The organism is Rhodococcus sp. 7Tela_A2 (assembly GCF_049311045.1).
Lineage (GTDB): Bacteria > Actinomycetota > Actinomycetes > Mycobacteriales > Mycobacteriaceae > Rhodococcus.
The window spans coordinates 1-17363 of sequence record NZ_JAXION010000091.1 but is presented as its reverse complement, the minus strand read 5'-3'; the positions used below and the strand labels follow the sequence as shown (position 1 = coordinate 17363).

Below are 17363 nucleotides of genomic sequence, written 5' to 3'. Positions count from 1 at the left end.
GGCGGGGTGGGCGACCGGGGCGGGCGGGGCGGGCGGGAGCGGCTTCGAGCGGGGCGCACGCTGCTTCGGCTCGTCGCCCTGTCGCTCGAGGAGTTCGAGTGCGGCGGTGAGCGAGCGGCCGGTCAGCTCCCACTGGTGTGCCTTGGCGTCCGCCTCGGCCACGCCGTCGTCGTTCCCGGAGGCAGCGCGCGCGAGTGCTTCACTCGCCCAGCCGACCTGCTGTTCGTTGCTCATGTCGAGGAACGCCTGCAGGTGCTCGGACTCCCAATCGCCGATCGCGGCGACCGTCCTCGTGGGGATTTCGACCTTGCCGTCGAGGTGGAAGTCGCGCAGTGCCAGCAGTGGCAGCGGAAGATCTTCTTCTCCCGCGGGTGTCCACGGCGGATCCTCGAACGATTCGGGGACACACTCGTGGTCGGGTTCCTGTTCGCGCAACGGCATGCCGCCGACGTGCGACGCGAACGCGTTGTCGACGGTTTCGAGGAACTGTGCGAGCCCGTCGAGTGCGGACACCAGGTGCGCGGGTACGAACGGTGACGCGGGCAGGTGGTTCACCACGGCGAGACGGTCGTCGACGAGGACGAATTTCTGGTGGGGCCAGCGCCGATTGAGATCGGACACCACTTCCGCCGCCCGGGTGCGGCCGGTGATGGAATGGACGATCGGGGCGAACAGGTCGACCGACGCGCCACCCGGACCGACGCCGACGAACACCAGCACTCCGTCGATCTTGAGAATCAGATCGCCGTCCTCGTCCCAGGCGGGGCACTCGCCGATGCGGTCGTGCACGGTGGATTCGATCAGCTCGCGGATGTGGTCCTCGCTCACGGGTTCGACGGCGAGTTGGGAAAGCACCGCCGGGCGGCTCTCGGCCCGTGGCCCGGGCGGCTCGAACACCGGTGTGCGTCCCGCGCCGAACGTCTCGGACCGCAGGAACAACGGATGCGGCACGCCCCAGACCTCGCGCAGCGCACGGACGGACAGTTCGGCGAGCTGATCGGCCCACGCCAGCGGCCGGTCGATCCAGAACGCGGGGGATCCACCGTCTTCCGGGTCGTCGGCGCCACGCGACGGCGCGTGCAGCCCGAGTTCGAGCAGCAACGCCTCGTCCTCCGGGCGCAACCTGCGGTCGTCCGCGAGATGGGTGTTGGACGGCACCTCGCACCGCACCTGGTCTTCGTCCCATGCGTAGAACTGCACGCACGGCCCGGCGGGCCCGGCCGACTCCTCTGCGAGAGGCTCGAGTACCAGGCCGTCGCCGTCCTGCATGGCGGCGACGTGGTCGGCCAGTCGCGCGCGGAATTCCCGCCACGCCAGATCGACGTCGCGGTCGAAGCGGTTGTGCGCCTCGGCCATGTTCGGCCCCCTTCCTTGCTCCGGTCCCTTCTCAGGGCTTCGACCCGTGCCAAAAAACACTAGTCGCCCCTACCGACACCGCGCTCGGCACACCGCACCGACCGCACCGCTCCTGGCCGGACCGGCGGGAATGGGAGACAGGCAACCCGACCGGTGCGCAACCGATGGTTGCACTGTAGTGAGGGAAGGGCTAGCGTGATGTGCAACCACCAGTTGCATATGGAGCATGTATGGACAGAAAACCGGTTGCCGTCGAACTCGCCCCGTTCGGGGCCGAGACGGGCTGGGGGACTGCGACGCCATGAGTGTGTCGGTCGACGACGAACTGTGGTCGGCGATAGGGGATCCGACCCGTCGGCGGTTGCTCGACCTGCTCCTGACGGAGGGCGAGGGCACCGCAACAGGTCTCAGCGAACATCTCCCCGTGACCCGGCAGGCCGTCGCAAAACATCTCGGTGTGCTGGACCGGGTCGGCTTGGTGCACGTCGCGCCTGCCGGGCGGGAGCGCAAGTACCGGGTGGACGAGGTGCAACTCGCTCGTGCAGTCGCGCAGCTGTCCTCGGTGGGGTCGGGGTGGGATGCCAGGCTCCGGCGCATCAAGCGGGTCGCCGAGGCTCTCGAGCGTGAGACGGACCGGAACGGCACATCGCCGTGACGTGACGGAGACGCAACAACACCGGAAGGGAAGTACCCGAAATGGTAGACATCCTGCACAGGGTCGGGATCGAGGCGCCGGTGGCGCAGGTCTATGCCGCCCTGACCACCGCCGAGCGGCTTGCCGGCTGGTGGACGACCGACACCCGAGGTGACGGCGACGACGTCGGCGGCACGCTGCGATTCCGGTTCGGGGCCGGAGGATTCGACATGAAGGTCCTCGAACTCGATCCGGATACGCGGGTGCTGTGGGAGGTGATCGACGGACCCGAGGAATGGATCGGCACACACGTGTCCTGGGACCTCGAGCAGGTCGGCGACTACACCATCGTGCTGTTCGGCCATCGGGGCTGGAAGGAACCGGTGGAATTCATGCACCATTGCAGCACCAAGTGGGCACTGTTCTTGATGAGCCTGAAGTCGTTGATCGAAACCGGCACGGGCACTCCGGATCCCCACGACGTCAAGATCGACAACTGGAACTGACGTCTCTCTCGTCCCGTGCGGTGCGGGTTCCTCGTCACCCCACCCTGATCCCCGTGGGAATCGTCAACCCAGGGCGCGGACGAACCGCCCGACCTCCGAGAGTGCGCGCGTCCCCTCGGGGACCACTCCGGCGGCAGCCTGGAACACGTGGACCTGCTTCTCCCAGACCTGCACTTCCGCCGGCACTCCGGCCGCTTCGAGGCGCTCGCCCATCAATCGGGCATCGGTGTAGACCATCTCTTCCGAGCCGGTCTGGATGAGCGCGGGCGGCATGCCTGTGAGGTCGAGGTCCACGGGCGACACCACAGGCGCGTAGCCCTCGCCCCCGCGGCTCTCGGCGCGCCGCACGAGGCCGAGAAGGACGGGGACGGCACGTCGCGGAAACAGGGCGCACCGGTACGAGTTCGGGTGATCGAGTTTGGGGAACGGGTCGAGGTCGGTGAGCGGCGACAGCGCGACGGTGCCGGCCACCCGGCCGAGTCCGAGGCGCAGTGCCTCGTGTGCGACGGCGAATGTCAAGAAGCCGCCGGCAGAGTCGCCCGCGACGACGATCCGGTCGATGGGATATCCGCGGGAGAGCAACCACCGGAGGCCCGCGATCCCGTCCTCGACCGACCGGCGGATCGGATGACGTGGCAGCATCCGGTAGCCCACCGACAGCACAGGGGCCTGCGTTGCCGACGAGATCCGCGAGACGAGATTGCGGTGGGTCGCGAGCCCGCAGCACAGGAACGCTCCGCCGTGGAGGTAGAGAACGGCCTGCTGGTCGCCCGCGTTGCCGGTGTAGAGGAATTCCGCGCGGCACTCGGGCAATCGCACCTGGTGCCGACGGGTGCCCTGGACGGGACGAACCGAGAACGCGGCCCGGTCGACCAGCGGGGCGGGCCACGGAAGCGACGGCGTGAACGCCCATGCCTCGATGAACGGCCGGACAGTGCGCCGGACGGACATCGACAGCGCACGGGACTGCAGACTCACCCCGGCGAACTCGCGGACGAGAGGCGACCGCGGGGACGGGACCGCTGCTGTGTTCGGTACTGCTGCCTTCGGTACTGCACTACACATGGTCGCCGGCACCTCCTTGTACCGCTGCACCCGTGCGGCGGTACTCGTCGCTCGGCGCCCGGCGATGCGCGTCCGGTTCGGAAACGTGCGAACCCCGGATTTTCCAGAGTACCCCCGACGTACGATGCCGTGTGACGTGCGTTACATGAGGGACTGGCGAAGGGGGCAGAGCCCGTGGGGATCATGCCGGTGACCGATTCGATCTTCTTGCTCGCAGAATCGAGAGAGCATCCGATGCACGTGGGATCGCTCGAAGTGTTCACTCCACCGGAGGGTGCGGGTCCGGACTACGTGTCCGACCTGTACGCGCAGTTCCTCGCGACCGAGGTGGTGGACGAGGCGTTCCGCAAACGCCCCGGGCATCCCGTGTCCAGCCTCGGCTACCTGTGGTGGTCGGTCGACGAGGAGGTCGATCTCGAATACCACGTCCGGCACTCGGCGCTTCCCGCGTCGGGACGGTCCACGGACCTGTTCGCCCTCGTGTCCCGGCTTCACGGCACTCTGCTCGACCGGCATCGGCCACTGTGGGAGATGTACCTCGTCGAGGGGCTCGAAGGTGGACGGTTCGCGGTGTACACGAAACTGCACCATTCGCTGATGGACGGTGTGACGGGCCTTCGTCTGCTGCACCGCACGCTCGATCCCGATCCGGATTCCTCCGAGACGAGGGTTCCGTGGAACCTGCCGCATCACGAGCGCCCCACCACCGCGGCGACCGGCGAACAGGGCAACGGGCTGCTGTCCACACCGACCGCACTTGTCGGGGCGGTGCGGGGACTGGCCGGTGACGCGGTCGAAGCCGCCGCGGGCGTCTGGCGGGTCGCAAGCACCCTCGTGGGGCAGCGCAGCGTCGCGCTACCGTTCGAAGCCCCCCGGTCGATCTTCAACGTGCCGATCGGCGGCGCGCGGCGGTTCGCGTCGCGCTCGTGGCCGCTCGACCGCATCGCACGGGTGCACGACGCGGCGGACGCGACCGTCAACGACGTCGTGCTGGCCGTGTGTTCGGGTGCCCTCCGCGCGTTCCTGCTCGAACTCGACGCACTGCCCGAGGATCCCCTCGTCGCGATGGTGCCGGTCTCGTTGCGCACGGCCGACAGGATCGATGCGGGTGGGAACTCCGTGGGGGTGACGCTGTGCAATCTCGGTACCGATTCTCCCGACCCGGCCGAACGGCTTCGGGTGATTCGTGCCTCGATGAGCGAGGGGAAGGCGCTGTTCCACGGCCTGACGCCGGTCGAGGCTCTGGTCTGGTCGGCGGCCAACATCGCTCCGCTCGGTCTGACACCCGTACCCGGCGTCGTACGCTTCACGCCCCCGCCGTTCAACCTCATCATCTCCAATGTCCCCGGTCCGCGAGAACCGCTGTACTGGAAGGGAGCACGGCTGGACGGGGTGTACCCGACCTCCGTGGTGCTCGACGGGCAGGCCCTGAACATCACGGTCACCAACACCGACGGCTCGCTCGACGTCGGGATCGTCGGATGCCGCCGCACGCTTCCGAGTCTGCAACGGTTGCTCGGGCATATCGAGCAGTCGCTCACCGATCTCGAGGAAGCGTTCGGCGTGGTGTGAGACGCGTTCCGGCCGTGCGTCACCGGCCTTCGTGCAGCATCGACACCAGTTCGCGTTCGATGTCGACGAACGCAGGGTCGGTGAGGGTCCGCAGCGACCGAGGCCGCGGGAGCGGGACCCGGACCTGGTGACGGATGGTGGCCGGCCGGGCCGAGAGAACGAGGACGCGGTCGGAGAGCAGGATCGCCTCCCGGACGTCGTGGGTGATCATCAGCACCGTCCACCGGTCGCGGTCCCGGACCTCCTGTAGCCACAACTGCATGTCGGTGCGGGTGAGCGAGTCGAGTGCGCCGAACGGTTCGTCGAGCAGCAGTACATCGCGCCCCTGCAGGACGGTGCGGGCGAGTGCCGCTCGTTGCCGCATCCCGCCCGAGAGTTGACCCGGCCGAGCGTGTTCGAATCCGGAAAGTCCGAATGCGGGAAACAACGAGCGGGCCCGCTCCCGGGCCCGGCGTCGCGGGGTGCCCTGGACCTCGAGTCCGAGGGTGCAGTTGTCGAGGACGCTGCGCCAGGGAAACAGCAGATCCTTCTGTGGCATCAGCGCCACCCGGCCGGGTGCTGCGGGAGTTCCGCCGATGGAGACGGCGCCGGCGTCGGGCGTGTCGAGTCCGGCGATCACACCGAACAGCGTGGATTTGCCCGACCCGCTGGGTCCGATGACGGAGACGAACTCTCCGGCCGCCACGTCGAAGTCGATACCGTCGAGGACGGTGTTACCGCCGAACGACCGGCGTAGGCCGGTCACGGACACCGCGCTCACGGCCGGGTCTCCGGCGTCGATGCCCACGGCGCGACGAGTCGCTCCGCGGCGTAGGTGAGCAGATACAGGAGCAGGGAGACGGCCGCGGTGACGGCGACCGCCGCGAGCACCAGGTCGGTGCGGAAGGAGTTTTTCTGTGTCGCCATATAGATACCGAGTCCGGAAGTGGCACCGACATATTCGGCGAAGACTGCTCCGACCACCGCGTAGGTGATTCCGATACGCAACGACGTGAAGAAACGGGGCAGTGCCGAGGGGAGTCGCACGTACCTGAACTCCTGCCGGCGACTGGCGCCCATGCTTCGCATCAGCGCGCCGGCTTCCCGGTCGGCTGCCGCGAAACCCTCGATCAAACCGATCGTCATCGGGAAGAACGTGGCCAGGGCAATGACCAGGATCTTGGGCAGCAGACCGAATCCGAACCAGATGATCATCAACGGTGCGATCGCGATGATCGGGAGCGTCTGCGACACCACGAACAAGGGTACGAACGCGCGCCGCAGCCAGCCGGAGAAGTCCACCGCGACCGCGAGTATCCACGAGATCACCAACGACACGGCGAACCCGGCGAGGGTGACCTGCAAGGTCGCCGCGGCGTGGCCGGCGAGATCGGCGCGATGCGCCCATCCCTGCGTGAGAACCCGGCTGGGAGGGGGCAGGACCTGTGGCCGGATGCCGGTCGTCCGTACGTACCATTCCCACCCCGCGACCATCAGCACGGCCACGGTCGCGGCGGGCAGCAGGGCGTGCAGACGTCCGGCTGTGCCCCTCCGCCAAGTCTTTTCAGGGAGCAAGGTAGGCATCGGTGAAGTAGGCCGACCAGTCGGGCTCCTCGGTCAGTGTGGCGCCGTCCGCTCCGGCGAGCAGGCCCGCCTCGAACAGGAACCGGGAGTATCCCGACCAACGCTCGAGATCGAGTGTGCCGACCTGCCCGCTGTCGTCGCGCATGTAATCCGCCGACAACATCTGCTGACTCTCGAAAACGAGCGATTCGTCGGTGAACAAGCCGGGATTGGCGTCGATGAGGTGTTGCGCTCCGCGCTGCGGATCGTCCGCGGCTATCCGGTACCCCTGCTGCAGGGCCTGGATGAACGCCCGGGCGCTGTCGGGATGCTCCGACATCCAGGTCTCGTTGCCGTCGACCACGATCGAGTAGGCGTCGGGGAACCCGTAGTCGCTGTGCGCGAAGTACCGCATGGGCAGGCCGCGGTGTTGCGCCTCGAGGCCTTCCCAGGCGACATACGACACGGTGAAGTCGGCGGTACCGGAATACACCGCCTCGTACGCGGAGGTGCCCAGCACGACCGAGGTGAATTCCCCTGTGCCACCGTCGTTGCGGATCACCTGACTCAACGTTTCGTTGTCCCCGGGATCGCCGAACCCGGCATAGGTGAGACCGTCGAGGTCCCGGGGGGACTGCAGGTCGGCCCGGTCCGCCCGCACGCCGATCGCGGTCGCGCGGTGTTGCAGCGGGGCGAGGACGGTGACGGTGTCCGACCCCGCGGCGCGGGAGAACGTCGCCTGCGAGTGTGTCGAGATTCCGAACTCGGCGGCCCCGGCGTCGACCAGCAGATCCGGCGTGGTGTTGCTGTACGGCAGGATTTCGACGTCGAGTCCGGCCTGCTCGAACAGTCCTTCCCGAATGGCCACGTAGAGCCCGGTGTGGTTGGTGTTCGGAGTCCAGTCGAGGGCGAACCGGATGGTGCCGTCCGAGGCAGGATCGTTCGCGCACGCGGGCACGGTGGCCAGCGCGCCCAGAGCGACGAGCAAGACTCCGAGGCGGTGGCCGAGCCTCACGAACCGGGCCAGGGACGAGTGTCGAGGGCGTCGGCCCAGAACATGAGTTCGTACCGGGTGGCGATCGTGAACGCCTCGGCCATTGCCTCGCGGTCGCGGTCCGTGGCGGCTGCGCCCGCCGCGTCGACGAGTTCGCGGGCCGTCGTGGCCGATGCCCGGAACGCCTCGTCGTCGTATGCGGCCACCCACTGTGCGTACGGGTGTGCGGGATTCGCGGAGAGGACATCTGCCGCGTGAACTGCGAGGTCGCGGGCTACTTCGGCATAGATCCAGAAGCAGGGCAGCACGGCGGCGGCCCCCACCGGATACGGCGCGGTGGCGACAGTCGCCGTCAGATACGACACGTAGCCCAGGCACGCCGGGGAGTGTGTGATCGGCCCTGATGACGGGGGCAGCACGCCACCGGAGAGCAGGGTGTTGTGGAGAACGGATTCCTCGGTGGCCGCGGTGGCGGCACTCGTCGCCCAGAACGCCCCGGTGCCGGCGTCCGGCGACTTCGCGGAGAGCAGCGCGAGGGCCTTCGAGTAACCCGCGAGGTACAACGCGTCCTGCTCGATGTAGGTGCGGAACGCGTCGAGTGGCAGGGTTCCGTCACCCAGGCGACGCAGGAACTCCAGGTCGTCGATCGCGGCCCGGAGGGGACGCGTGTGGTCGTGGAGAAAGTCGGTGAAACGGCCCGGGGCCGGGGAACTGTGTGCAGGCACGGTCATGCCGAAACATCCCTTCGTCAGAATTACCTGATCAGGTTCGACGGGTGTGATCTCAGCCCCGCAAATGCGGAGCACCCCGTGTCGGTCTCCGCGACCATAGCACCAGTTGCCGGCGGCACGAAGCCCCCTGCCCCTGCAGTCCCATTCTGCTCAATTCGGACCAAACTCTCTGTATGTTAGTGGGACCGAGAACGACCGTTCGACGAAGGCGGGGATGTGCAGAAGTTCGAAACCAGTTGGCCCGCAATGTCGGAACTTCCCCGAATGCTCGCCGGCGCCGTCCGCTGCGAGCCGGAGGGGGTCGCGCTGACCCGGGGTTCGGTGGCAGTCACCTACCGCGAACTGCACCGTGAGGTCGAGGCACTGAATGCCGCGATGGGCGTTCTGCTCGGCCCGGCATCACTGGTCCCGATCGCGCTGGCCACCGTCCTACCCGAACTGTCCGAGACGCATACCGGAGAACTCCGTCGCGCTCTCGACGAACTCGTCTGCAGGCTCGTCGACCACGAGTCCTGCCCCCAGGCGTCCGCTTCCTGACCTCCCGTCCCACCCGGTCTCACCGGAGTCGGTCTGCCCGCGTAGCCGTGATTGGTACGTTGGCGAATGGTCGGGTCATCGGGAGGTCACGTGGACACTGCAACGCTCACCGTCGACTGCAAGTACGGGCAGGTACGCGGATACCGCGACGGCCCGGTGTTCTCGTGGAAGGGCATCCCGTACGCAGCGTCCACCGGGGGCGCCCGGCGTTTCCGCTCGTGCGAGCCACCCACACCGTGGGACGGCGTGCTCGACTGTGACAGATACGGGCCCATCGCTCCGCAGAGCCGCCAGAGCCCCATCCGCATCGAGCCGGGGATGACGATGGGGGAGGACTGCTTGTCCCTCAACATATGGGCGCCCGAACCCGACGGCCGAGCACGGCCCGTGATGGTGTGGATCCACGGCGGCGCGTACGTGCTGGGATATTCGGGGCAGAAGATCTACGACGGGCGCCTGCTGTGCGAGACCGGCGACGTGGTGGTGGTGACTCTCAACTACCGGCTCGGGCCTCTCGGGTTTCTCGACCTGTCGTCCTTTTCCACTGAGGAGACCACCTTCGAAAGCAACGTCGGACTGCGCGACCAGATCGCAGCGCTCGAATGGGTGCGAGACTGTATCGCAGGATTCGGCGGAGATCCGGACGACGTCACCTTGTTCGGGGAGTCCTCCGGAGGCGGTTCCGTCACCACCCTGATGACCGTCCCTCGAGCGGAAGGCCTCTTCCACAAGGCCATTGCGCAATCGCCTCCCGCTACCTCCGTCTACGGGCGCGAACGCGCCGCCATGGTTGCCGAGCGTTTCCTCGAGATTCTCGAACTACCGCGATCCCGCGTCGGGGAGTTGCTCACCATGCCCACCGATACGCTCGTCGAGGCATCGGAAATCCTCGTCGGCGAAGTGCCGACGAAGGTGCCCGGCACCCTGGCGATGACGCCCGTCGTAGACCGCGATCTGGTGCCGAAGTATCCGGTCGCCGCGTTCCAGAAGGGTCTGTCGCACCGCATTCCGCTCATCATCGGCTCCAACAAGGACGAACCGTCCATCTTCAGATTCATGAAGTCGCCTCTGATGCCGGTGAACGACACCGCGATCCAGGCAATGTTCAAGGCGCTCGCCGACGACCGGCCCGACCTCGAACCGGACCGCCTCGCCGATATCATCGCTGCATACCCGGACCTCACGAAAACCAGTGGCGCGCTCGCACTCTCGGGCGACGCGGGTTTCCGGATGCCGGTGGTCTGGGTTGCCGAGGCGCACAGCGTGCACTCTCCGACATGGGTGTATCGCTTCGATCACGCCACCCCGATCCTGCGCGCCGCGCGGATCGGCGCGGGCCATGCCACCGAATTGCCGTATGTGTTCGGTAATTTCGGAACGCTCGGGCGGGACCCCACGTTCTGGCTGGGCGGCAGGAAAGCGGCGTCGGAGGTGGCGGAACGTATCCGGCGGCGGTGGCTGGCGTTCGCACACCACGGTGTGCCGGCGGCGCTGGACGGATCCGCGCACTGGCCGCCCTACGAGCCGGAGCACAGGCTGACGCTGCTGCTCGACGCGCAGGACTCCGTCGTCGCCGACCCGGACGGTGCGTTGCGGCAGGCATGGGGCAGTCAGGTGATGGGCTTCAACTGACCGCCGGACCGTCCGGGTGCGGCGCCCGGCCGGTCAGTTGCGATATTCGGGGTGCTCCGCGACGAACTTCTCGACGTACGAGCACGACGTTCCGATCTTCAGACCTTCCTTGCGGGTCTCGTCGAGGGCGAACCGCACGATTTCTGCGGCGAGCCCCCTGCCCCGGAAGTTCGGGTCGGTGACGGTGTGGTCGAAGTCGCGCAGGTCGCCGCGCTGCGAGTAGTCGGCATAGGCGGCGAGGGAGTCGCCCAGGTAGAGCGCGAAGCGGGACTGTTCGGGCAGATGCTCGACACGGGTGTCGGTGCTGCCGGACTCGGTGTGCTGTGTCATGTTCTCACCGTACCGCCGGAGTCACCGCGGGTCGGTCTCCACGACGAGCGCGTCGTCGTCCGTCAGTGCGACGAAGGGAATTGCGTTGTCGCGCATGTACCGCAGGCTTTTCTCGATTCCCTCGTCGGCCAGTGCGGACGCGCCGGCGTGCGGAACGACGGCATGATCGATCCATCCCAGACCATCCCAGACGACCTCCGTTCCGCACGTGGTGCGCACCTCCTCCGGATCGTCGGAGAACTCGATTCCCCGCAGCGACGGAGTCACCACGCAGGCACCGGCGCTGTACCCGGCGTACGCCAGTTCGTTGCTGCCGACGAGATCGGTGAGCACTGCGTCTGCGCCGCTACGCGCCAACTGCGCGCGCAGCACGAACGTGTTCCCACCGCGCACCCACACCGCTGCGAACCCGCGCAGCCGGGCACGCAGCGAGTCGGGGTCGCCGAGGTGGTCGCGCAGATCGATCTCCTCGGGGACGAATCCCCGCGAGCGAAGCGGTTCCCTCTCGCTCGTGACCGCGGAGCGGCGGGCGGCCGGCGGCCACGCGTCGGCCGCGTTGGCGATCACGGCGATGCGGCCCGGGGGACCGACCACGCGCAGGAACTTCGACGGGTCGGACCCGAGCCGGTACGACGAGAGGAACAGTCGCACGGGAATCAGATGGTGAAGGCGAGGTTCTCGACGAGGCGGCGCCCGACGGCGGTATCGCCACCGAGCGTGATCTCGTCGAGTCGGTCGACTGCGCGCACCCGTCCCCCCGCCAGTCGCACGAACAGACTCGAGTCCATCGCGATCGTCGTCGTCGGGGGGCCGGACAATTCGGGCACGGCCGTGGCGCGCCCGTCCACCTCCACGTGGATGGTGCGAGCGAGCGGTCCGCTCAGCTCGAGGGTGATGCGCGCGCCGTCGGGTGCCTTACCGAGTTTGCCGAACACGAACGGCACCGCACCGAAGATTTCGGCAGAACCCAGTTCGCCCCGCGGGCCGCCTTCGTCGCCGGGCGCACCGATCGCATCCCGGATGTCGAGTTCGTGGAGCCAGCAGTCGAAGATGCGGATGCGCATGAAGCGCCCGTAGGTCGCCCGGCCCACCGGCGTGTCCGCGGGCGCCTCGAAATCCTCCTGCGTCATCGCCGACAGTTGCTCGGTGCGGTGCGCGACGATCTGCCGATACTGCGCGAGCACCTCCGAACCGGGCGTTCCACGCAGCGACTCGACCCAGTGTTCGTTGAAAGCACCGATCTCGTTGCGCACGTGGGCGAGCGCATGCACGTCGATGTTCACGTGCGGCGCCTCGATCCCGGCCAGCATCGACTCGGTGCCGATCAGGTGAGCGACGATGTCCTTGACCGTCCAGCCCGGAAGATTCGTCGGCGTGAACCACCCGTCGCTGTCCAGGGCGGCCAGCAGCGAGTCGATCACCGCGAATTCCTCGAGCAGGAGCGGCCGGATGGTGTCGACGGGAAAATCGACTGCGGTGCTGCCCGGTTGTGACGTCATGAGTTCTCCTCGGAGGCGAGACGGTCGAGTCCTGCGCGAATTGCCGCCGCGGTGGCGTCCGGATTCTGGGCTCGCCGGCGGACCAGGCCGACGCCGAGGCGAATACGGTCACCCTTCCTGCGGGGAATCACGTGCAGGTGCGTGTGGAAAACGGCCTGGAACGCGGCGCGGCCGTCGTTGAGTACCAGGTTGGTGCCGTCGGTGGTGAGATCCGAGCGGCTGAGTGCGCGCGCGAGACGATGTCCGGCGCGGAACATCGAGGCACCGAGTTCGGGTTCGAGGTTCTCGAGCCGGGAGACGTGCTCACGCGGCACGACGAGTACGTGTCCCCGCGCAACCGGGCGGGCGTCGAGGAAGGCGACCACATCGTCGTCCTCGTAGACCCGCGCGGCCCGTGCGGACCCTGCCACTATGTCGCAGAACACACAGGAACCCATCGCGTCACTCTAGCGTCCCCACGGCGGCCACCAGACCGGGCAGCCCCACCGCTGCCGTGGTCCGCCAGACAGCCTCGACCCGGGACGACAACTCGGTGTCCTGGGGGTTGATCTCGACGACCGGAACGCCGTGCCGGTCGGCCAACTCGGGCAGTTCCGCCGCCGGGTACACGATCCCCGAGGTGCCGACGACGAGCAGCACATCCGCGACGCGCAGGGCGGCGACTGCCGCGTCCCAGGGTTGCCGGGGCAGCATCTCGCCGAACCAGACGACCCCCGGGCGCCCGGCTCCTCCGCACGTGTCGCACGTCGGGGGCGCGATGCGCTCGAGCGGTTCGCGGGGCGGTGCGGGCAGGTCCATCGGGCGCTCGCACTCGCTGCACCGGGGTTCGAAGAGACTGCCGTGGAGGTGTGCGAGAACGGTGCTGCCGGCGCGCTCGTGCAGGTCGTCGACGTTCTGGGTCACGATCGCGACCTTTGCGGTGCGTTCCCATTCGGCGAGCGCGTGATGACCGGCGTTGGGAGCGACCTTGCGCACAAGCGCGACCCGCCACTGGTACCACGCCCACACCGCGTCCGGATCGGCGTTCCAGGCCTCGGGGGTTGCGAGGGCAGCAGCGTCGAAGTTCTCCCACAACCCCGTCAGCGCGTCACGGAAGGTGGGCACGCCGCTCTCGGCGGACATTCCGGCGCCCGTGAGCACCGCTACGCGGCGCGCGCCGCGAGTGAGATCGAGGACCGCCGCAGGAACATGCATGGAGTCAGGGTAGAAGAGTGCCCGGACCTCCGGACGGATTCCCGGCACTGCCGGGATCGGCGGGAGCGCGGACGCAGCGGGAACACGGCGACTCCGGGTCGTCGAGGACCAGGCCGCAGTCGGGGCAGACGAGGTGCAGCAGGCAGGCCGGTTCACCCCCGTCGTCCTCCCTCGGTACACCGGTCATTGCAGGGCGTCTCTTTCCTGTCAGTGCTTTCTCTGATGCGTCAGTGCTCTCTCAGATAGTCGGCGAGCACCCGCGCACCGCTGTGCTCGACGTCGCGTGTAGCGGTGAGCAGCACGAGCGCCCGTCCGTCCGCCCGCTCGTCGAGACGGGCGATGGCGTCGCCGGCCGCAGGAGATGCCAACTCCGTGCGGTAGCGGTCGCGGAATTCCGTGAACAGAGAGGTGTCGTGGGAATACCACTTGCGAAGATCTGTCGAGGGAGCGAGGTTCTGGGCCCATTCGTCGTAGTGGAAGGCGTCCCGTCGGAGGCCCCGTGGCCAGAGACGGTCCACGAGAACCCGGAACGGCTCCTCGTCGGCGGGGTGGTCGTAGACCCGTTCGACGGTGACCGTGCGGTGTGGCATGGCGTTTCCTTTCCGCGTCGTGCGCTCACAGAATTTGCGGCAACCTTGTGAAGTGAGGTGTGTCACATTCTTGCATCATCTTGCTGTTCGGACTCGATTCAGACGATTCGTGCAAGTTGCAGGTCGCGTGCCGTCCCGGTAGGCCTGCATAGAGTCACCACGAGTGCAGGCCGTCACATGGCCCGATCGCACGCACATCTCGCCGCCGATCGCGGCGCCGCGCACTTCATCGACGCAGGAGTCAGAGAAATTGAGTACCGAAGGATCGAATACGGGGAGCGGAGCGCACCGCCGTCCGACCGTCGGCGTGGTTCGTGAAACCCACGACGGTGAGCGGCGTGTCGCGCTTGTTCCGAAGATCGTGCCGTCGCTGATCGCCAAGGGCCTCGACGTGATCGTCGAAGCCGGTGCGGGTCTCGGCGCCCTCATACCCGACGCCGCTTACAAGGAAGCGGGCGCTCAGATCGGCGACGCCTGGTCGTCCGACGTGGTCGTCAAGGTCGCACCACCCACCGACGCGGAGATCGCCCGGCTCGGCTCGGGACGCCGGCTCATCGGTTTCCTCGCGCCGCGCAACGCCGACAACCAGATCGGTGCGCTCGCTGCTGCCGGTGTCGAGGCGTACGCCGTCGAGGCCATCCCGCGCATCTCCCGCGCCCAGGTCATGGACGCACTGTCGTCCCAGGCCAATGTGGCCGGCTACAAGGCTGTCCTGGTCGCCGCGAACGAATCCACGCGGTTCTTCCCGATGCTCACCACCGCGGCGGGCACCGTCAAGCCCGCCACGGTGCTGGTGCTCGGCGTGGGCGTCGCCGGCCTGCAGGCACTCGCGACCGCCAAACGGCTCGGCGGCCGCACCACCGGCTACGACGTCCGCCCCGAGGTCGCAGATCAGGTGCGCTCGGTCGGTTCCCAGTGGCTCGACCTCGGCATCGACGCCGCAGGCGAGGGCGGATACGCCCGTGAACTCAGCGACGACGAGCGTGCCCAGCAGCAGCAGGCGCTCGAGGATGCCATCAAGGGCTTCGATGTCGTCATCACCACCGCGCTGGTGCCCGGCCGTCCCGCTCCGCGCCTGGTGACCGCCGCGGCCGTGGAGGGAATGCGGCCGGGCTCGGTCATCGTCGACCTCGCCGGCGAGACCGGCGGCAACTGCGAGCTCACCGAACCGGGGCAGACCGTCGTCAAGCACGGAGTGACCATCTGCTCGCCGCTGAATCTTCCCGCGACGATGCCGGAGCACGCGTCAGAGCTGTACTCGAAGAACGTTGCGGCCTTGCTCGAGCTCATGCTCGACGAGAACGGCACGCCGGCCCCGGACTTCTCGGACGAGATTCTCGCCGAGGCGTGCGTGACCCGCTCGAAGGAGACCCCCTAGATGTACAACGAACTGTTGGCGAACATCGCGATCCTGGTTCTGTCCGGGTTCGTCGGTTTCGCAGTGATTTCCAAAGTCCCGAACACCCTGCACACCCCATTGATGTCCGGCACCAACGCCATTCACGGAATCGTCGTGCTCGGCGCCCTCGTGGTGCTCGGTCACCTCCCGGCCGACGCGCCGTGGAGCATCAAGGTCATCTTGTTCGTGGCGCTCGTGTTCGGCACGCTCAACGTGGTCGGCGGCTTCGTCGTGACCGACCGCATGCTCGCAATGTTCAAGCCCAAGAAGGACTCCGGCAAGGCTGCCGCGACCAAGGGAGCCGACGCCCGATGAGCTACCTCGTGTCAATCCTCTACATCATCGCCTTCGGCATGTTCATCTACGGTCTGATGGGCCTGACCGGCCCGAAGACCGCGGTGCGCGGCAACTACATCGCCGCGGTGGGCATGCTGCTCGCCATCGTCGCCACCCTCATCGACATTCGTGACACCGGCAACTGGATCATCATCGCCGCCGGCCTGATCGTCGGTGTCGTGCTGGGTGTCCCGCCGGCGTTGCGTACCAAGATGACTGCGATGCCGCAGTTGGTCGCCATGTTCAACGGCGTCGGCGGCGGCACCGTCGCGCTCATCGCCTGGGCGGAGTTCCTCGACACCGACGGCTTCACCCGGATCGACGGCTCGCCCACCGTTCACATCGTCATCGGTTCGCTCTTCGCCGCGATCGTGGGCTCGATCTCCTTCTGGGGGTCGATCGTCGCGTACGTCAAGCTTCAGGAACTCCTGAACAAGAGCGTCGAGAAGAAGCTCGTCGGAGGCGCGAAGCTGTTCCAGATCGCCAACGTTCTTCTCGCCGTGGCGTCGCTGGCGATTGCCGTCTACATCGGAATCAACGCCGATCCCGCGAACGATCCCACCGCGGGCATCTGGATTCTCGGATTGCTCGTCGTCGCCGGCCTGATGGGTCTGTTCGTCGTGCTGCCGATCGGCGGCGCCGACATGCCGGTCGTCATCTCGCTGCTCAACGCCCTGACCGGTCTGTCCGCCGCGGCTGCGGGCCTCGCACTGAACAACACCGCGATGATCGTCGCGGGCATGATCGTCGGCGCCTCCGGCACGATCCTCACCAACCTCATGGCCAAGGCCATGAACCGCTCGATCCCCGCGATCGTGTTCGGGTCGTTCGGCGGTGACGGCGGAGCGGCGGGCGTCGCCGGTGCAACCGGCGGCACCGTCAAGGCGACCTCCTCGTCCGACGCGGCGATCCAGATGGCCTACGCCAACCAGGTCATCGTGGTGCCCGGCTACGGCCTCGCCGTGGCGCAGGCACAGCACGCGGTCAAGGAGATGGCATCGCTGCTCGAAGAACGCGGTGTCGAGGTCAAGTACGCGATCCATCCCGTCGCGGGACGGATGCCGGGTCACATGAACGTCCTGCTCGCCGAAGCCGAGGTGTCCTACGACGCGCTCAAGGAGATGGACGACATCAACGGTGAGTTCAACCGCACCGATGTCACCATCGTCATCGGCGCGAACGACGTCACCAACCCGGCCGCGCGGCACGACTCGTCCAGCCCGATCTACGGAATGCCGATCCTGAACGTGGATCAGTCGAAGTCCGTCATCGTGCTCAAGCGGTCGATGAGTTCCGGCTACGCGGGTATCGACAACCCGCTGTTCACGGCGGACAACACCTCGATGTTGTTCGGCGACGCGAAGAAGATGGTCGCCGAGGTCACCGAAGAGCTGAAGGCTCTCTGACCCCTCGCTTCCACCCGGGGGGGGGCGGGGGGGGCGGCCC

The 17363-nt window shown here is 67.6% G+C and carries 20 protein-coding genes and 1 riboswitch; of the genes, 8 read left to right on the top strand and 12 right to left on the bottom strand.

What is annotated here, in order from left to right; all coding sequences use genetic code 11:
* On the bottom strand, nucleotides 1–1356 hold a 1356-nt coding region (locus TVH25_RS16085; protein ID WP_422424792.1), incomplete at its 3' end, for a T3SS (YopN, CesT) and YbjN peptide-binding chaperone 1.
* Between the two features lie 301 nt (nucleotides 1357–1657).
* On the opposite strand from TVH25_RS16085, the gene TVH25_RS16080 reads away from it, so the two are divergent.
* Both TVH25_RS16080 and TVH25_RS16075 read left to right on the top strand, forming a co-directional pair.
* Nucleotides 1658–2011, top strand: a complete 354-nt coding sequence (locus TVH25_RS16080; protein WP_422424791.1) for an ArsR/SmtB family transcription factor — start codon at nucleotides 1658–1660, stop codon at nucleotides 2009–2011.
* Nucleotides 2012–2052: 41 nt separating this feature from the next.
* Complete coding sequence (locus TVH25_RS16075; protein ID WP_169622445.1) at nucleotides 2053–2496, top strand: SRPBCC family protein; 444 nt, start codon at nucleotides 2053–2055, stop codon at nucleotides 2494–2496.
* 63 nt (nucleotides 2497–2559) lie between these two features.
* On the opposite strand, the gene TVH25_RS16070 is transcribed toward TVH25_RS16075, so the two are convergent.
* Nucleotides 2560–3561, bottom strand: coding sequence for an alpha/beta hydrolase (locus TVH25_RS16070; protein ID WP_296551523.1), 1002 nt, complete (start codon nucleotides 3559–3561; stop codon nucleotides 2560–2562).
* Between the two features lie 183 nt (nucleotides 3562–3744).
* On the opposite strand from TVH25_RS16070, the gene TVH25_RS16065 reads away from it, so the two are divergent.
* Nucleotides 3745–5133, top strand: a complete 1389-nt coding sequence (locus tag TVH25_RS16065; protein WP_422424790.1) for a WS/DGAT/MGAT family O-acyltransferase — start codon at nucleotides 3745–3747, stop codon at nucleotides 5131–5133.
* Nucleotides 5134–5152: 19 nt separating this feature from the next.
* On the opposite strand, the gene TVH25_RS16060 is transcribed toward TVH25_RS16065, so the two are convergent.
* The 4 genes from TVH25_RS16060 to TVH25_RS16045 form a co-directional block, all read right to left on the bottom strand.
* Nucleotides 5153–5893, bottom strand: a complete 741-nt coding sequence (locus TVH25_RS16060; protein WP_422424789.1) for an ABC transporter ATP-binding protein — start codon at nucleotides 5891–5893, stop codon at nucleotides 5153–5155.
* A complete protein-coding gene (locus TVH25_RS16055; protein ID WP_169622449.1) occupies nucleotides 5890–6696 on the bottom strand; it encodes an ABC transporter permease in 807 nt (268 codons plus the stop codon). The genes TVH25_RS16060 and TVH25_RS16055 overlap by 4 nt, the downstream gene beginning before the upstream one ends.
* The gene (locus TVH25_RS16050) at nucleotides 6677–7663 is read right to left on the bottom strand and encodes an ABC transporter substrate-binding protein (RefSeq protein WP_422424794.1); all 987 of its coding nucleotides are present in this window, start codon (nucleotides 7661–7663) and stop codon (nucleotides 6677–6679) included. The genes TVH25_RS16055 and TVH25_RS16050 overlap by 20 nt, the downstream gene beginning before the upstream one ends.
* 23 nt (nucleotides 7664–7686) lie before the next feature.
* Nucleotides 7687–8400 carry a TenA family protein gene (locus TVH25_RS16045; protein WP_169622451.1) on the bottom strand — a complete coding sequence of 238 codons (714 nt, stop codon included), beginning with the start codon at nucleotides 8398–8400 and terminating at the stop codon, nucleotides 7687–7689.
* Nucleotides 8393–8489, bottom strand: a riboswitch (TPP riboswitch). (Overlaps the previous gene by 8 nt.)
* A 127-nt stretch (nucleotides 8490–8616) precedes the next feature.
* On the opposite strand from TVH25_RS16045, the gene TVH25_RS16040 reads away from it, so the two are divergent.
* Both TVH25_RS16040 and TVH25_RS16035 read left to right on the top strand, forming a co-directional pair.
* Complete coding sequence (locus TVH25_RS16040) at nucleotides 8617–8937, top strand: non-ribosomal peptide synthetase (RefSeq protein WP_296551519.1); 321 nt, start codon at nucleotides 8617–8619, stop codon at nucleotides 8935–8937.
* A 66-nt stretch (nucleotides 8938–9003) separates the two neighbouring features.
* Nucleotides 9004–10569: a carboxylesterase/lipase family protein gene (locus tag TVH25_RS16035; RefSeq protein ID WP_422424787.1), complete on the top strand. Its 1566-nt coding sequence runs from the start codon at nucleotides 9004–9006 to the stop codon at nucleotides 10567–10569.
* 33 nt (nucleotides 10570–10602) lie between these two features.
* Here TVH25_RS16035 and TVH25_RS16030 read toward each other — a convergent pair whose 3' ends face one another.
* From TVH25_RS16030 to TVH25_RS16005, 6 genes are all read right to left on the bottom strand, one after another.
* Nucleotides 10603–10899: a GNAT family N-acetyltransferase gene (locus TVH25_RS16030; protein ID WP_169622453.1), complete on the bottom strand. Its 297-nt coding sequence runs from the start codon at nucleotides 10897–10899 to the stop codon at nucleotides 10603–10605.
* A 21-nt stretch (nucleotides 10900–10920) separates the two neighbouring features.
* Nucleotides 10921–11550, bottom strand: a complete 630-nt coding sequence (locus tag TVH25_RS16025; protein ID WP_422424786.1) for a Type 1 glutamine amidotransferase-like domain-containing protein — start codon at nucleotides 11548–11550, stop codon at nucleotides 10921–10923.
* A gap of 5 nt (nucleotides 11551–11555) precedes the next feature.
* Nucleotides 11556–12398, bottom strand: a complete 843-nt coding sequence (locus tag TVH25_RS16020) for a maleylpyruvate isomerase family mycothiol-dependent enzyme (protein WP_169622455.1) — start codon at nucleotides 12396–12398, stop codon at nucleotides 11556–11558.
* On the bottom strand, nucleotides 12395–12835 hold the full coding sequence (locus TVH25_RS16015; protein ID WP_296551512.1) for an HIT family protein: 441 nt from the start codon (nucleotides 12833–12835) through the stop codon (nucleotides 12395–12397). Before TVH25_RS16015 ends, TVH25_RS16020 begins: the two co-directional genes overlap by 4 nt.
* Before the next feature lie 4 nt (nucleotides 12836–12839).
* Nucleotides 12840–13592, bottom strand: a complete 753-nt coding sequence (locus TVH25_RS16010; protein ID WP_296551510.1) for an SIR2 family NAD-dependent protein deacylase — start codon at nucleotides 13590–13592, stop codon at nucleotides 12840–12842.
* A 227-nt stretch (nucleotides 13593–13819) separates the two neighbouring features.
* Nucleotides 13820–14182, bottom strand: coding sequence for a DUF488 domain-containing protein (locus TVH25_RS16005; protein ID WP_422424784.1), 363 nt, complete (start codon nucleotides 14180–14182; stop codon nucleotides 13820–13822).
* A 250-nt stretch (nucleotides 14183–14432) separates the two neighbouring features.
* On the opposite strand from TVH25_RS16005, the gene TVH25_RS16000 reads away from it, so the two are divergent.
* From TVH25_RS16000 to TVH25_RS15990, 3 genes are read left to right on the top strand one after another with little or no spacing between them, the layout of a single operon-like run.
* Complete coding sequence (locus tag TVH25_RS16000; protein ID WP_296551508.1) at nucleotides 14433–15560, top strand: Re/Si-specific NAD(P)(+) transhydrogenase subunit alpha; 1128 nt, start codon at nucleotides 14433–14435, stop codon at nucleotides 15558–15560.
* A complete protein-coding gene (locus TVH25_RS15995) occupies nucleotides 15561–15896 on the top strand; it encodes an NAD(P) transhydrogenase subunit alpha (protein ID WP_169622460.1) in 336 nt (111 codons plus the stop codon). It begins immediately after the preceding gene.
* Entirely contained in the window at nucleotides 15893–17323 is a 1431-nt protein-coding gene (locus tag TVH25_RS15990; RefSeq protein WP_296551506.1) for an NAD(P)(+) transhydrogenase (Re/Si-specific) subunit beta, read from the top strand. The genes TVH25_RS15995 and TVH25_RS15990 overlap by 4 nt, the downstream gene beginning before the upstream one ends.
* The last annotated feature ends 40 nt before the right edge of the window (nucleotides 17324–17363 follow it).